This window comes from Mycobacterium cookii (genome assembly GCF_010727945.1).
Taxonomy (GTDB): domain Bacteria; phylum Actinomycetota; class Actinomycetes; order Mycobacteriales; family Mycobacteriaceae; genus Mycobacterium; species Mycobacterium cookii.
Window position 1 is genome coordinate 5,217,434 of record NZ_AP022569.1, and the last position, 14,969, is coordinate 5,232,402.

Consider the following 14,969-nt stretch of genomic DNA (forward strand, 5'->3'; position numbering starts at 1 on the left):
CCGCTCCTCAGCATCGCTGCGCTCTGCCTCGTCGCCGGCGGTCATCTGCGCCGCTCCTCTGCATCGCTGCGCTCTGCCTCGTCGCCGGCGGTCATCTGCGCCGCTCCTCAGCATCGCTGCGCTCTGCCTCGTCGCCGGCGGTGTTGAGCCGTTCGAGGATAGCGCTGACCGCGTTGTAGGTCAGCAAGCCGCACAACGGAATCACCAGAAAAAACAGGACCTCCTCGATCGGCATCTGGAACGGGATGGTCACCCCGGTGATGTAGTCGGGGTTGTATCTCCAGATGTGTGCGGCGATCGCCACCTCGTCCCAGATCACGAATACCGCGGCGACAGGCAAAATTGCGCGCACAGCCCGCCATGCCTGACGGTAGACGCCGGGGCGAAAGATCTCCAGCGGCAACGTGATCGCCAGGCACGCGGCCAGCACGATCAGGTATTGCCAGCGATCCATTACGCCGCACCGGCCGGGTGGGTCAGCCGGGCCCGCCACGACCGGAGCAGGCCGGCGCCGGCCACTCGCAGCCGTCGCCCGTTGCCCACGGTCGCGCGCTGCGTGAACACCGCGAAGTCGCTGTCTTCGATGCAGTCGAGAATGTCGGAATACAGCGTCAGCGCCGTCGCCACACACGGCCGCGACCGCGGTGCCAAGAGATCGACTCCGCTTGCGGCGTACCGGTAAACCTGGCGGGCTACCTCGTGCTGCTCGGCGAGCGCGTCGCGCACCCGGCGATCGGTTCGCCGGTTGGTGTGGCACCACATCAGCAGATCCCGGTCGACGTGGTGGGCGGCCAGTTCATCGGCGGGAAGATAAACGCGTTGGCGGGCCAGGTCTTCGTCGACGTCGCGCAAGAAGTTGGTGAGCTGGAAGGCTCTGCCCAGCGCCGCCGCGTAGGGGGCGGCCTCGTCGGGCTCGCCGATCGTCCCAAGAATCGGAAGCAATTGCAGCCCAATGGCTTCCGCAGAGCCCTTCATGTACAGATTGAGCGCGTCGCGGTCGGGATAATCGGTGATCGTCAGATCCATCCGCATGGAAGCCAGGAAGTCGTCGAACAGTTCGTCGTGAATGCCATATCGCCGCGCGGTGTGCTCGACGGCGGCGAGCACCGGGTTGTCCGGATGCTCGTTGTGGGCGAAGAACTCATCGGACAGCCGCTGCAGCCGCGCCGCCCGGCTCGCGGCGTCCAGGTTGGGATCGAAGTCATCCAGGATGTCGTCCGCGTAACGGGCGAACCCGTACAGTGCGTGCACCGGCGGACGTTGGTCCGGTGCGAGCAATCTCGTTGCCAGGAAGAAGGTCCGGCCGTGCGCGGCGTTCAGGGTGCGGCAGCGTCGGTACGCGCCGCGCAGTTCCGGGTCGTCGATGCCTGCCGCGCTGAGTTCGGTGCGGATCATGACCGGCCGGCTTCCGCCACGACGGTGGGTGCCGATCGGTCGACCGCGCCGGTGATGCGGTCCGCGGCCAGCCGCCCGGAGATCATCGCGGTGGGCACGCCGACACCGGGTACCGTCGACGATCCCGCCAGCACCACGTTGTCCACGCCACGCGGCATGTTGCCCGGACGGAACGGCCCGGTCTGCGCGAACGTGTGGGCCAACGCGAATGGCGTGCCTGCGACCATTCCCTGGCGGGCCCAGTCCTGGGGGTTGACCACGTGCAGCACTTCGGCGCCGTCACGCAGGCCCGGAATCAGCCGTGCGGCAACCACATCCATCAGCTGTTCGGTGTAGCTGTCGCCGATCCGCGACCAGTCGACATTCCCGCGCTCGAGGTTGGGCGCCGGGGCGAGCACGTAGAACAGGTCGTGGTCGGGCGGGGCCAGGCTCGGGTCGCTGGCGGTGGGGTTGGTAATGAGCAGCGACGGGTCACGCATCAGCCGGCCATCGCGGATGATGTCGGTGAAGGTCTGGTCCCACTCGCCGCCGAACACGATGTTGTGGTGTGCCAGCGCAGGGTTCGCCGACGGGGATCGGCGCCGGCCGATGTGCGCGACGACGGCCGAAGGCGCGGGGCGCAGGCGCCCGACACGCCGTGGCTCGCGGCCCAGCAGGGTGTAGGTGGTGGGCAGTTCGGTGGTCAAAATGACTGCGTCACAAGCGATGCGCTGATCTTGATCGGTGTGCACAGCCACCACCCGGTCGCCGGCGCGTTCCAGACCGGTGACCGTCGAGTCGTAGACGAAGTGCACGCCGGCATCGGCCGCGGCGGCGGCCAGCGCGTCGGGCAGGGCGCGCATGCCGCCGCGGGGGAAGAACACTCCGGCAATGGTGTCCATGTAGGCGATCACCGCGTAGACCGCCAGGGCCTGCCGGGGGGCCACGCCGGCGTACAGCGACTGGAAGGTGAAGACCCGCTGCAGCCGCGGGTCGGTGATGTGGCGGTTGACCATGGTGTTCCACTTGCGGAATCCGCCGATCGCGGCTAAGCGGGCCAGCTGCGGATTCACCAGCGACAGTGGGGAATCGAAGTTCCTGGCGATGAAGCCGTCGAACTCGGTGCGATACAACCTGGTCAGCCAGTCGCGCAGGTTCCGGTAGCCGTCCGCCTGCTTGGCGCCGGCGAACTCTTCGATCGCATGTGCCATCTGGTCCGCGTCGCTGTGCACGGTGAGGCTGCTGCCGTCGGCGAACTGCGCCCGGTAGGCCGGATCGACGGTCATCAAATCCAGCCGTGCGGAGGTGGTTTCGCCGACAGCCGCGAAGGTGTCGTCGATGATGTCGGGCATCGTCAGCACCGTCGGCCCGGTGTCGATCCGATAGCCGCCGACGTCGACCCGGCCCGCCCGTCCGCCCGGCCAACTTTCCCGCTCGACCACGGTGACCTGGCGGCCTCGTCCGGCAAGGTGCAGCGCCGCGGACAGGCCGGCCAAGCCGGCGCCGACGATGACGACCCGACTGCTCGGTCCCTGAACTGTCCGCATCAGCGCACAACTCCTCGGCGCGACAGCATCATTCGACACGCTCCGTGCACACCGCGGCCATGTTCGTCAGTGCGGTTCGCACCGGTTCGTCGATCGCCAGCGCGTCGAGTTCCCGGAGCGCCGACGCGACCCGGTCGTTGATGGTGTCCTCGATCCACCGCACCGCACCCGTCGCGACGATGAGGTCTCGCCAACTGTCGATCGCGCCGCCGTCGAGGTCACCGCTGTTCATCAACCTCTCGAGTTGCGTGCGGACTGGCGGGTCGGCCAGATGGTGTGCGGCGATCACCACGCTGGTGGCTTTGCGCTCGATGAGATCCTGCCCGTCGGGTTTGCCGGTGACCGTCTCGGCGCCGAACACCCCCAGCACGTCGTCACGCAGCTGGAATGCCTCACCCACCGCTTCGCCGTAGCGTCCCAGCCCGGACACCGTGCGATCGCCGCAGCCACTCATCGCCGCACCGATCTCCAACGGCCGCCGCACGGTGTAGTTGCCCGACTTGCGTCGCGCGACCTCCAACACCTCGGCCATCGACGGCAGGTCGCGGACATCGTTTGCGAGATCGGCGAACTGGCCCATGGCCAGCTCGGCACGCATCGCGTCGTAGCGCGGCCATGCCCGTTGCAGACGCCCGTACTCGACGCCGCTTTCGCGCAGCATCTGCTCGGCCCAGATCAGGCAGAGATCGCCCAGCAGGATGGCCGCCGATTCGCCGAACCGGTCGGCCGAGCCCGACAGCTTGCGCTGGCGGTGCCAACGGCTGAACTGGATATGCGCGGCGGGGTGGCCGCGACGCGACGACGACGCATCCATCACATCGTCCTGCAGCAGCGCAAAGGCGTGCAGAAGTTCCAGGCTGGCGGACGCGAACAGCGCTTCGTCGCTGTCCGACGCCCCAGCGAGCCAGCCCAGGTACATGAACGTCGAGCGCAGGCATTTGCCGCCGGTGACGAAGTTGACCAGGATGTCGCCGGCGACCTCCATGCCCGAGGCGTCGAGTTCGGCGGAGCACCGGTCGGCGACGAATTCGGTGACGTGAGTCAGCACCTTGCGGCGCAACCCGATTCGCCACACATCGAAGTGCCCGGGAGCCGACCAGCTACCCTGATCCGGCTCATCCGGCTGCACGGACGGGGCCAGCGACAACGCACGAAGCTCGCTCACTGGGCTCCCTCTCGTCGGATCGGCCGGAGACCAACCTGTACGGCTCAGGCTCACGCGCGGGTACCTCCCTGATCACCAAGACAAACACGCTCAGCCCGGCCTCGCCAGGTTAAGTTCACAAGGTTAAAGTTTAACTTAATGAACTTCTAGCTCGCTCGCCATAGCAGCCGCCTCGCCTAGTGTGGGTCCCATGACCGCAGCCCAGCGCGAGCGAGCCGCACTCGTGCAGACCATGATCGCCGTGGGCCCGGATGCGCCCACCCTCTGCGAAGGCTGGACCACCAAGGATTTAGCCGCTCACCTGGTCATACGGGAGCGCCGGATGGATGCGACCCCGGGCATCATGGTGTCGCTGCTGGCCGGCTACACCGAAAAAGTTCAGGACAAGGTCGCCCGGTCGAAGAGCTGGGAGGACCTGCTCCGGCTGGTGTCGTCCGGCCCGCCGATCTATTCACCGTTCAAATTGCTGGACCCGGTGGCCAACCTTGGTGAGATGTTCATTCACCACGAGGACGTCCGTCGTGCGGTCGACGGATGGCAGCCGCGGGTGCTAGACCCGTCCACCTCGGGTCTGCTGCGGCGACAGCTCGGTCTCATGAGCCGGCTGATGCTGAACAAGATGCCCGCCCAAGTGGTTCTGCTGACCCCGGACGGCGAACAGATCGCTCGGGTTGGCCGCGGCGACACCGTCACGATCACCGGCGATCCGCAGGAACTGTTGCTGTTCGTCGCCGGTCGCGACGCGGTCCGCCTCGAGTTCGACGGCGACCCGCAGGCCGTTGCCGCTGTCCGGTCGGCGCCCCGCGGTCTCTAGCCGCGGCCCAGCAGGTGCCGCAGCGTCTGCTCCAGGTCCGGTGTGCGGAAGCGATGGTCGGACTGCTGCAGCCGCGCGGGCAGCACCCGTTGGTTGGCCAGCGCGAGTTCGCGGGCACCCTGCTCGCCGAGCAGAACCTTGGGCCCCAGCGGCGGTACCGGCAACAGCGCCGGCCGGTGCAGCACGTGAGCCAGGATGCGGGTGTAGTCGGCGTTGCGGACCGGGTCCGGGGCTACCGCGTTGACCGGCCCGGACAGGTCGGCGTCCCAGAGCGCGCGGTGATAGACGTCGATCAGGTCGTCGATTCCGATCCAGGAGAACCACTGCCGGCCGTCGCCGAGCCGACCGCCGAGTCCGGCGGCGAACAGCGGCCGTAGCAGGCGCAGCGTCCCGCCGGCGGGTGACTGCACGATCCCGGTCCGCACCTTGACCACGCGCGCACCGGATTCTTCGGCCGGCGCCGTCGCCCGCTCCCACTCGGCGACCACGTCGGCCAGAAACCCGTCGCCGCGTTGGCTGTCCTCGGTCAGCGTCTCGTCACCGCGGTCGTAGCCGTAGTAGCCGATCGCCGATGCGTTGATCAGCACTTTGGGCCCGTCGACGGACGTGGCGACCAGCTCCGCCAGCCGGCGCGTGGGGCCGATCCGGCTGTCCAGGATCGCGGCCCGGTGCTTGGCGGTGAACCGGCCCGCGATCGATTCGCCCGCCAGGTGAATGACAGCGTCCACACCGGCCAACAAGGCGGGATCGGGATCGTCTGGATTCCACTGCCGCTCACCGGAGTTGGTAGCCGGATGGCGGACCAGACGGATGACGTGATGGCCGCCGGTGGACAAGAACGCGGCCAGCTGTGCGCCGACGAGCCCGGAGGATCCGGTGATCGCGACCGTCAGCGGGGCCAGTCCGTGAGCGGCCGCCTGCCGGTGTGCGGCGATGTCGTCGGCGAGTTGGCGGTGCCGGTAGCGGAACATCGACCGCAACGCCCTCGCCGGGACGGGCGTGTCGACGCGGTCGACGACCCGCGTCCGGTCACCGTCCACTTCTTCGAAGTCGTGAGTGTGGCGCCACCGCAAAGCCAGTCCGAGCGGCAACGACGCCAGACCCTCGGTGCCGATCGAATCGACGAAACGGCGTGGCGGGTCGTAGCCATCCGGCTGATGGTCGGCCACCCAGCGCAGGCCGCCGGGCAGGCCGAGTTCGGCGCGTCCGTTTTCCAGTGAATCCGCTTCGGCCACGATGCGTCCCGGCTGCCACGGCGGCGAGAGCCGGGTGAACGCGCCGGGTCGGGTATGCCAGTCGAACACCTCGTAGATAGGTGCGTCGATCACGCTCGAGTACACAAGGCCCATGAGGCCGACGGTACCTGCGCGAGAAAGTCGTGCCCGCAGCTACCGGTCCGGCAGCGGGCGCTCGACGATCGGCAGCCGTGGCAGGGGCTGGCGTTCGCGGCGCTTGGCCGCCAGGTACACCTGCGCCGTCTCGTCGGCGACCGTGTGCCAGTCGAAATCCGAGGTCAGCCGTTCCCGCGCGGCTCTGGCGCGGCGCTGGGCGGCCACCGGGTCGTCGAGCACCGCGGTGACCGCCTTGGCCAGCCGGGTCACATCACGCGGCGGACACGACATCCCGGTCTCACCGTTGATGACGGCCTCGCCCAGGCCGCCGATATTCGACGTCACCAACGGGGTCCCCGCCGCGGCGGCTTCCAGCGCCGCGAGCCCGAACGGCTCGTAGTGGCTGGGCAGCACCGCGGCGTCGGCGCGGTGCAGCGCCGCCAGCAAGTCGTCGTGGCCGAGTCGGCCGACGAACTGAGTTGCCTTGAGCACCTTGTGTTTACGAGCCTGCTCGACGAGCCAGTCGTACTGGGTGCCTTCGCCGGCGATTGTCAACGTGGTGCCCGGGTGCGCCCGCCGGATCCGCGGCAGGGCGGCGATCGCCTCGTGCACGCCCTTCTCGTACTCCAGCCGGCCGACGAACAGCAGTTCCGGTGGCCCTGTGCGTGGCTTGCGGCGGGCGAACGGCCAGCGCGCGGCCTCGATGCCGTTGCGGATCACAGTGGTGTCGGCCAGGTCTGGCCCGAACAGATCGTCGATCTCCTCGCCCATCGACGCCGAACACGCGATCAGCGAATCGGACTCCCGCGCCAGCCACGACTCGACCGCGTGGACCTGCCTGCTCAGCGATCCGGAGACCCACCCGGAATGCCGGCCGGCTTCGGTCGCGTGGATCGTGGAAACCATTGGCACGTCGTAGAATTCGGCCAGCGCGATCGCGGGGTGGGCCACCAGCCAGTCGTGCGCGTGCACCACGTCGGGCCGCCACGGCTGGTCGCTGTGCCGGTCCTTGAGTGCCAGTCCGGCGCGCACCATCGCGTGGCCCATCGCCAGCGTCCAGGCCATCATGTCGGCGCCGAAGGTGAATTCGTGCGGGTCCTGCGCGGCGGCGACCACTCGCACGTCCTCGCTGATCTCGTCCGACGACGGATGCGTGCTGGGATCGGTGCCGGTCGGGCGGCGGGACAACACGACCACGTCGTGGCCGGCTGCGGCCAGCGCCGTCGACAGGTGATGGACGTGCCGGCCGAGCCCACCGATCACCACCGGTGGGTATTCCCACGACACCATCAGGACTTTCACCGCGGCAGCCTCCGTGCGTCCAGCGCACCGAACAGACCGTCGGCCCGATTCCAGCCTTCGGCCAGTCGCTGGGCCACCTCGCGTCGGCCCGACGCCAACGCCCCGGCGATCTCGCGGGTGGCGTGGGCGTGCAAATGCGCTCGGTAGCGAGCGTAGTCGGCCGCGGAGTCCTTGCTCACCATGAACGGCCAGTCGCTGGACACCGTGAGCAGGGTCTCGCGCAAGATCTGATCGGCGACGTGGTCGCGGGGGGTAGGTCCGTCCAGCGTGGCCGTCTGGGCCAGCGCCTTGTCGACGCACGCCAGCGCTGTCTCGACGACCTCGGAGTTGAGCTGCACCAGGTCGGCGACTTTCTCACCGGCCCACACCTGCCAGTCCTTGCCCGAACCCCAAGAGCTGGGCGGCAATTCGACCGACTCGCCGACGAGACCATCGTCGATGGCGTCGCTGAGCGTGCCGATCCGCACGCCGGCTTCCGGCAGCGCCCGCAGCACCCGCTCGAGCCAGACCGGACCCTCGTACCACCAGTGGCCGAACAACTCGGTGTCGAACGCCGCGACCACATGCGCCGGCCGCCCGATCCGCTCGGACTCGGCCTGTAGCCGGCCGCGCACCACGTCGACGAAATCCGCTACGTGCGTGTCGATTGCGCGGTCGGCGCGCTCGGGATCGTAGGGCGCCTTCTTCTCCGACGGCACGTTGCGCCCGGTCACGCGGGCCGGTTTGAGGCCGGTGCGATGGTCGTAGGTGTGGAAGTCACGGTAGGCGGCGTGCCCGGGATAGCCCGATTTCGGTGACCACACCCGGTAACTGACCTGGAGGTCACGCCCGAACGCGACGACGCTGGAATCGCCGACCGGTCGACCCAGCGCGGTGTCGCCGTGCAGCGACGGGCCGTCGACCATGAAGTGGCTGACTCCGGCGGCAGCATAGTCACGTTCCATGCCTGGCGCGTAAGCACATTCGGGCGCCCAGATCCCGGTCGGTGTGTGCGCCAACCGCTGTCGAGCATCGGCCAGTCCTTCGCGCAGCGCGAATTCGCGCAGTCGCGGCGTCAGCAGCGGTTGGAAGGGATGCGCGAGCGGGCCCCCCAGCAACTCGACCGTGCCCACGTCGATCAGGCTGCGCAGCAGCGGGCTCGCACCGTGCCGCCACTGCGTGGTGAAGTCCTCCAGCGCCTTGTCGGTTTCGAGGAACTCACGAACGCCGAACGCGCGTAACGGGTCTGACGTCGGAAAGCTGGCGGCCTCGGCGGCGCGCAGCTGCCAATTGGCCAACCAGTGGTGCATGCCGTCCAGGCAGTAGGGGTCGTCGAGCTGGGCGGTGACCACCGGTGTCACGCCCAGCGTGACCAATCGGTGCCGGCTCTCGTCGGCAAGGGTGCGCAGCACCCGCAGCAGCGGAAGGTATGACGCCGCCCACGACTGATAGAGCCATTCCTCGCCCACCGGCCAGCGACCGTGATGGGCCAGCCACGGCAGGTGGGTGTGCAGGACCAGGGTGAACATCCCGGGCACGGCGTTATCCGTCACGGGCGCACCGCGATCGCCACCAGGTCCAGGCTGTCGTCGATCTGGCGTGCGTCGTCCGTCGCGGCCTCGACGATGTCGAAGTCCGCGGCGCTGACCGCGGCGACGTCGGCCAGCAGCTCCGCAGGCCAGGGTGCGTCGGCGACGGCACGGGCGATCTGGGCGTCGATGATCGAGCCACCGTGCCGGGCGTCCATCTGCGCGAGCCGCGGCCCGTGGAAAACCCCGTACACCCCGTCCACCGCGAAACCGGCGTCGACCAACAACTCCGTGAGCTCGTCGGCGTTCAGCTCGCGGGTGTGAAAGGGGTTGATCGGGGTGTCGCTGCCCGGCGTGAACGTGATCCGGTTGGGGGTGGACACCATCAGCACCCCCGAGGGCCGCAGCACCCGGGCGCATTCGCCGACGAAGCGTGGCTGATCCCACAGGTGCTCGATGACCTGGAAGTTGACCACCACGTCGACCGAGCTGTCGGCCAGGGGGAGCTCGGTCAGGTTGGCGTGCATGACCTCAACCTGCGGGTAGCGCGCCCGGACATGCGCGACGGTGGCTTCGTCATAGTCCAGCGCGGTCACCCGGTTGGCGACGCGAGAGATCAGGTCGGCGCCGTAACCTTCGCCACATCCCGCCTCGAGCACCTCGCGTCCGGCGCAGCGCTGTGCCAGCTGCCGGTAGACGACTTCGTGGCGCCGAAACCAGTAATTCTCCACGTCGAGGCCCGGAATGGTGCGCTCACCGGTCAACGGCAGGGCGGCGTCGACCGGGGCGTGGGGAACGTCGGGGATGAATGCGCTCATTGCATAGGGAGGCTAACCCGTGAGTCGGGGTTCGCGAATGGTTCACCGCGGGTATCCCCGGCTACGGGTCGAGGGCTCAACCCGCTTGTGAAGGCACAGGGGACAGAACCTGCAGGACGACCCGCTATGGTGTGAATGCGAACCGCACAAAGTTACCAGCCAGTAACATGCGGGTGCGGGGCGCAAAAGACGTGACAGAGGTTCTGCGGCTGGCGGCTGCAGGACTCATTCGAGGAGGACGAGCCACTCTCATGACGAACATCGTGGTCCTGATCAAGCAGGTCCCGGACACCTGGTCAGAGCGCAAACTCACCGACGGCGATTGGACGCTGGACCGCGAGGCCGCCGACGCCGTACTGGACGAGATCAACGAGCGCGCCGTCGAAGAGGCGTTGCTGATCCGGGAGAAAGAGGCCGCCGACGGCACCGAGGGATCGGTGACCGTGCTGACCGCCGGCCCGGAGCGGGCCACCGAAGCGATCCGCAAGGCGCTGTCGATGGGCGCCGACAAGGCCGTCCATCTGCTCGATGACGGGCTGCACGGCTCCGACGTTATCCAGACCGGTTGGGCGCTGGCGCGCGCGCTGGGCACCATCGAGGGCACCGAGCTGGTGATCGCCGGTAACGAGGCCACCGACGGAACCGGCGGCGCGGTGCCGGCCGTCATCGCCGAGTACCTGGGCCTGCCGCAGCTGACCCACCTGCGCAAGCTGACGCTGGACAACGGCAAGCTCACCGGCGAGCGCGAGACCGACGACGGCGTGTTCATCGTCGAGGCGAATCTGCCCGCGGTGGTCAGCGTCAACGAGAAGATCAACGAGCCGCGCTTCCCGTCCTTCAAGGGCATCATGGCCGCCAAGAAGAAGGAAGTCACCAAGCTCACGCTGGCCGAGATCGGTGTCGAGGCCGACGAGGTCGGGCTGGCGAACGCCGGCTCCAAGGTGCTCAACTCCACCCCGAAGCCCCCCAAGACCGCCGGTGAGAAAGTCACCGACGAGGGCGAGGGCGGAAACGAGATCGCCAAGTACCTGGTCGGTCAAAAGATCATCTGAGACTGCTCACCGAAACCGAAATCCGTTAACTGAAAGACAGCGAATAACTCATGGCTGAAGTACTTGTGTTCGTCGAGCACGCTGACGGCGCTATCAAGAAAGTCACCTCCGAATTGATCACCGCCGCACGCGTTCTGGGTGAGCCCGCCGCGGTCGTGGTGGGCAAGCCCGGCACCGCCGAGCCGTTGATCGACGGGCTGAAGTCGGCCGGTGCCGCCAAGATCTACGTCGCCGAGTCCGACAACGCGGAGAACTACCTCATCACGCCCGCCGTCGACGTGCTCGCATCGCTGGCCGAATCCGCCACTCCGGCAGCCGTTGTGCTGGCCGCGAATGCCGACGGGAAAGAGATCGCGGGTCGGCTCGCCGCTCGCATCGGGTCGGGTCTGCTGGTCGATGTGGTCGAAGTGCAGCCCGACAACAAGGCGGTGTGGTCGATCTTCGGTGGCGCGTTCACCGTCGAGGGGCAGGCCAACGGCGACACCCCGGTGATCACCGTGCGTCCAGGCGCCATCGAGGCCGAGCCGTCTGACGGCGCGGGTGAGCAGGTCAAGGTCGAGGTCCCCGAGCCTGCCGAGAACGCCACCAAGATCACCGCCCGCGAGCCCGCGGTGCAGGGCGACCGTCCGGAGCTCACCGAGGCCACCATCGTGGTGTCCGGTGGTCGCGGTGTCGGTAGCGCCGACAAGTTCAGCGTGGTCGAGGAGCTCGCCGACTCGCTGGGCGCCGCGGTCGGTGCGTCACGCGCCGCGGTCGACTCGGGCTACTACCCGGGCCAGTTTCAGGTGGGCCAGACCGGCAAGACGGTCTCCCCTCAGCTGTACATCGCGCTGGGCATCTCCGGGGCGATCCAGCACCGCGCCGGCATGCAGACATCGAAGACCATCGTCGCCGTCAACAAGGACGAAGAGGCGCCGATCTTCGAGATCGCCGACTACGGCGTGGTCGGCGACCTGTTCAAGGTCGCGCCGCAGCTGACCGAGGCGGTCAAGACCCGTAAGGGCTGACGACGATGCGCCCGCGAGGCGGGCGAGGAGGAGTCGGCCAATTCTGCAAGGGCTGACGACGATGCGCGAAAGCCCCCGCACGCCAGGCGTGTCGGGGGCTTTCGCTTTCTCTAGCCTGGTGCTGTGAGCGATCCGCACCGCGAGCTGGCGGGTATGGCCGACAGCGGCGATCCGGCGGCCCGCACCGCCCTGGGCGGCGGGGCCACCGCAACCCGGTTGCGGGCTGCCATCCTCGCCCTCGCTCAGCGTCGCGGGCCGGATTCCAGCATCTGCCCGTCCGATGCGGCCCGGGCCGTCGGCGGCGAGGGTTGGCGAGAGCTGAATACCGAGAGCCGCGGTATCGCATTGAAATTGGCCCGTGACGGCAAGGTGGAGATCACCCAGCGCGGTGACATCGTCGACCCGGATGGCGAGTTGCGGGGGCCGATCCGTATCCGGGTGAAACCCTGATCGCCGCGTATAGGTTTGAAATCGCACGCAGCGGTGTACTAGTGGGTGCTACGTCGCTCAAGGAAAGGGCTCGATGATGAAGGCAACGGCGCCTGTCGCGATTGCGATCGCCGCGTTGATGTTCAGCGGATGCTCAGCGTCCCAGATCATCAACACCGGTGGGGACACCAAGTGCAAGGACTTCGTCTCGCAGGACGAGAAGAAGCAGAATGAAGAAGTCAGCAAGATGCTCAAGGACAAGAGCGGTGCCGACCCGGCGACTTTGCAGGTTACCGCGACCCGGCTGTCGGCCGCGACGTACTGCCAGACGCTCGGCAAACCGGACAGCAAGATCTCCGAGGCACCGCACGGCTGACCCGGAATCGGTTGCGCCGACGGCTCACTCGCCGTCGGCTTGCAACACCACCATCGCGCGCGCGGCCACCATGACCGCATTACCGGCCGGAATTGATCCCTGTTGCTCTGAATCCTCCGGTACGGCGGACGTGTCGATGACAGACGTCCACGCTGTCCCGAAAGCCTCTGGCGGCAGGGTGAACTCGATGGGCTCGTGATGGGCGTTGAAGCACAGGAAGAACGAGTCGTCGGTCACCCGCTGCCCGCGGGTGTCGAGGTCGGGGATGCCCAGGCCGTTCAGGTAGACAGCGACGGATTTGCCGAAACCCGAACCCCAGTCTTCGTCGTCCATTTCGGAGCCGTCGGGCCGGAACCATGAGATGTCGGGTAGTCCTTCGACGCCTCGCCGGCGGACTGGCACCCCTTTGAAGAATCGACGACGCCGAAACACCGGATGCGCCGCGCGCAGCGCCGACACCGACCGGGTGAACTCCAACAACTCCTCATCCGCCTTGTCCCAGTGCACCCAGGTGATCTCGTTGTCCTGGCAGAATCCGTTGTTGTTGCCGCCCTGCGTGCGGCCGAGCTCGTCGCCGTGTGAGATCATCGGAACCCCTTGCGACAGCAGCGTTGTCGCAAGAAAATTGCGCTGCTGGTGGGCGCGCAGCGCATTGATCTCGGGATCGTCGGTCGGCCCCTCGACTCCGCAATTCCAGGATCGGTTGTGGCTCTCGCCGTCGTTATTGTCTTCGCCGTTGGCGTCGTTGTGTTTCTCGTTGTAGGACACCAGGTCCCGCAGCGTGAAGCCGTCGTGCGCGGTGACGAAGTTGATCGATGCGACCGGGCGCCGCGCCGTCGACTCGTAGAGATCGGCCGAGCCGGTCAGCCGGGAGGCGAACTCGCCGAGCGTCGCCGCCTCGCCCCGCCAGTAATCGCGAACCGTGTCGCGGAACTTGCCGTTCCACTCCGTCCACTGCGGCGGGAAGTTGCCGACTTGGTAACCACCCGGGCCGACATCCCACGGCTCGGCGATCAGCTTGACCTGGCTGACCACCGGATCCTGTTGCACCAGTTCGAAAAACGCGCTCAGCCGGTCGACCTCGTAGAACTCGCGGGCCAGTGTGGAAGCCAGGTCGAAGCGGAAGCCGTCGACGTGCATCTCGGTTACCCAGTACCGCAACGAATCCATGATGAGCTGCAGCGTGTGCGGATGGCCGACGTTGAGGCTGTTGCCGGTTCCGGTGTAGTCCATGTAGTACCGCTGATCGTCGTCGACCAACCGGTAATACCCCGCGTTGTCCACGCCGCGCATCGACAGCGTGGGACCCAGGTGATTACCCTCGGCGGTGTGGTTGTACACCACGTCGAGGATGACCTCGATGCCTTCTTCGTGCAGGGCGCGGACCATGGTCTTGAATTCCTGCACCTGGCCACCCGGCGTCGTGCTGGAGGCGTACTTGGAGTCGGGAGCCAGGAAGCCGATTGTGTTGTAGCCCCAGTAGTTTGACAGTCCCTTGTCGATCAGCGTGGAGTCGTTGGCGAAGTGGTGCACCGGCATCAGCTCGATGGCGGTGACGCCCAGGCCCTTCAGGTGCTCGATGATCACCGGATGGGCGATGCCGGCGTAGGTGCCGCGCATCCGTTCGGGAATGTCGGGGTGCAGCTGGGTCAGTCCCTTGACGTGTGCCTCGTAGACGACGGTGTCGGCGTACTCGTGGCCGGGCGGGCGGTCGTTGCCCCAGTCGTAGTACGGGTTGATCACCACCGACTTCGGCATGTGCGGCGCGGAGTCGTCGTCGTTGCGGCTGTCGGGCTCGCCGAAGTTGTAGCTGAACAGCGCCTGGTGCCACACGAAATTGCCGTCGATCGCTTTCGCATACGGGTCGATCAGCAACTTGTTCGGGTTGCAGCGTTGCCCGGCGGCCGGGTCGTAGGGCCCGTGCACCCGGTAGCCGTAGCGCTGACCCGGCTCGACGGCGGGCAGGAAGCCGTGCCAGACGAAGCCGTCCACCTCGTTGAGGGTCACCCTGGATTCGGTGCCGTCGGCGTCGAACAGGCAGAGCTCCACCTGCTCGGCGACCTCGCTGAACAGCGCGAAGTTGGTGCCCGACCCGTCGTAGGTGGCGCCGAGCGGGTAGGCCTTCCCGGGCCACTGCTCGATGCGCACCGATCGGGTCGATTCCGCGGTTTCCGTCACAGCGCCCTCATTCCTCGGAGGGCCGCGAAGCCGCGACCCGACGCTGGAGATTACCCGCCAGGCGGCGA

The 14,969-nt window shown here is 67.5% G+C and carries 13 protein-coding genes and 2 pseudogenes; 5 read left to right on the forward strand and 10 right to left on the reverse strand.

Annotated elements, in window-relative coordinates:
• Nucleotides 1-58: 58 nt before the first annotated feature.
• The 5 genes and pseudogenes from G6N27_RS25765 to G6N27_RS24555 form a co-directional block, all read right to left on the reverse strand.
• Nucleotides 59-144, reverse strand: a pseudogene (locus G6N27_RS25765) (sirohydrochlorin chelatase); the annotation flags it as partial.
• Nucleotides 143-454, reverse strand: a pseudogene (locus G6N27_RS24540) (lycopene cyclase domain-containing protein); the annotation flags it as partial. The pseudogenes G6N27_RS24540 and G6N27_RS25765, both read right to left, overlap by 2 nt.
• Nucleotides 454-1,395: a phytoene/squalene synthase family protein gene (locus G6N27_RS24545; protein ID WP_163780964.1), complete on the reverse strand. Its 942-nt coding sequence runs from the start codon at nucleotides 1,393-1,395 to the stop codon at nucleotides 454-456. The gene G6N27_RS24545 and the pseudogene G6N27_RS24540, both read right to left, overlap by 1 nt.
• Nucleotides 1,392-2,921, reverse strand: coding sequence for a phytoene desaturase family protein (crtI, locus tag G6N27_RS24550; protein WP_163780967.1), 1,530 nt, complete (start codon nucleotides 2,919-2,921; stop codon nucleotides 1,392-1,394). Before crtI ends, G6N27_RS24545 begins: the two co-directional genes overlap by 4 nt.
• 28 nt (nucleotides 2,922-2,949) lie before the next feature.
• Entirely contained in the window at nucleotides 2,950-4,062 is a 1,113-nt protein-coding gene (locus G6N27_RS24555) for a polyprenyl synthetase family protein (protein WP_372512956.1), read from the reverse strand.
• Nucleotides 4,063-4,276: 214 nt separating this feature from the next.
• Here G6N27_RS24555 and G6N27_RS24560 point away from each other — a divergent pair, with 214 nt between their 5' ends.
• A complete protein-coding gene (locus G6N27_RS24560; protein WP_163780969.1) occupies nucleotides 4,277-4,900 on the forward strand; it encodes a TIGR03085 family metal-binding protein in 624 nt (207 codons plus the stop codon).
• Here the strand turns inward: G6N27_RS24560 and G6N27_RS24565 are convergent.
• From G6N27_RS24565 to G6N27_RS24580, 4 genes are read right to left on the reverse strand one after another with little or no spacing between them, the layout of a single operon-like run.
• The gene (locus G6N27_RS24565; RefSeq protein ID WP_163780971.1) at nucleotides 4,897-6,249 is read right to left on the reverse strand and encodes a TIGR01777 family oxidoreductase; all 1,353 of its coding nucleotides are present in this window, start codon (nucleotides 6,247-6,249) and stop codon (nucleotides 4,897-4,899) included. The two genes, G6N27_RS24560 and G6N27_RS24565, sit on opposite strands and share 4 nt — an antisense overlap.
• 39 nt (nucleotides 6,250-6,288) lie before the next feature.
• Nucleotides 6,289-7,533: a glycosyltransferase family 4 protein gene (locus G6N27_RS24570; protein ID WP_163780973.1), complete on the reverse strand. Its 1,245-nt coding sequence runs from the start codon at nucleotides 7,531-7,533 to the stop codon at nucleotides 6,289-6,291.
• Nucleotides 7,530-9,041 carry a 1,4-alpha-glucan branching protein domain-containing protein gene (locus tag G6N27_RS24575; protein ID WP_163782316.1) on the reverse strand — a complete coding sequence of 504 codons (1,512 nt, stop codon included), beginning with the start codon at nucleotides 9,039-9,041 and terminating at the stop codon, nucleotides 7,530-7,532. The genes G6N27_RS24570 and G6N27_RS24575 overlap by 4 nt, the downstream gene beginning before the upstream one ends.
• A gap of 20 nt (nucleotides 9,042-9,061) precedes the next feature.
• Complete coding sequence (locus G6N27_RS24580) at nucleotides 9,062-9,859, reverse strand: class I SAM-dependent methyltransferase (protein ID WP_163780975.1); 798 nt, start codon at nucleotides 9,857-9,859, stop codon at nucleotides 9,062-9,064.
• Nucleotides 9,860-10,110: 251 nt separating this feature from the next.
• Between G6N27_RS24580 and G6N27_RS24585 the strand changes: the two genes are divergently transcribed.
• The 4 genes from G6N27_RS24585 (at nucleotide 10,111) to G6N27_RS24600 (ending at nucleotide 12,723) form a co-directional block, all read left to right on the forward strand.
• Nucleotides 10,111-10,911 (forward strand): electron transfer flavoprotein subunit beta/FixA family protein, encoded by an 801-nt coding sequence (locus tag G6N27_RS24585; protein ID WP_163780977.1) that lies wholly within the window; start codon nucleotides 10,111-10,113, stop codon nucleotides 10,909-10,911.
• Between the two features lie 50 nt (nucleotides 10,912-10,961).
• Nucleotides 10,962-11,918, forward strand: a complete 957-nt coding sequence (locus G6N27_RS24590) for an electron transfer flavoprotein subunit alpha/FixB family protein (RefSeq protein WP_163780979.1) — start codon at nucleotides 10,962-10,964, stop codon at nucleotides 11,916-11,918.
• 123 nt (nucleotides 11,919-12,041) lie between these two features.
• Entirely contained in the window at nucleotides 12,042-12,368 is a 327-nt protein-coding gene (locus G6N27_RS24595; protein ID WP_232064792.1) for a DUF3253 domain-containing protein, read from the forward strand.
• A gap of 73 nt (nucleotides 12,369-12,441) precedes the next feature.
• Complete coding sequence (locus tag G6N27_RS24600) at nucleotides 12,442-12,723, forward strand: hypothetical protein (RefSeq protein ID WP_163780988.1); 282 nt, start codon at nucleotides 12,442-12,444, stop codon at nucleotides 12,721-12,723.
• Nucleotides 12,724-12,747: 24 nt separating this feature from the next.
• Here the strand turns inward: G6N27_RS24600 and glgX are convergent, their stop codons facing one another.
• Nucleotides 12,748-14,901 carry a glycogen debranching protein GlgX gene (gene glgX, locus G6N27_RS24605; protein ID WP_163780990.1) on the reverse strand — a complete coding sequence of 718 codons (2,154 nt, stop codon included), beginning with the start codon at nucleotides 14,899-14,901 and terminating at the stop codon, nucleotides 12,748-12,750.
• Between the last annotated feature and the right edge of the window lie 68 nt (nucleotides 14,902-14,969).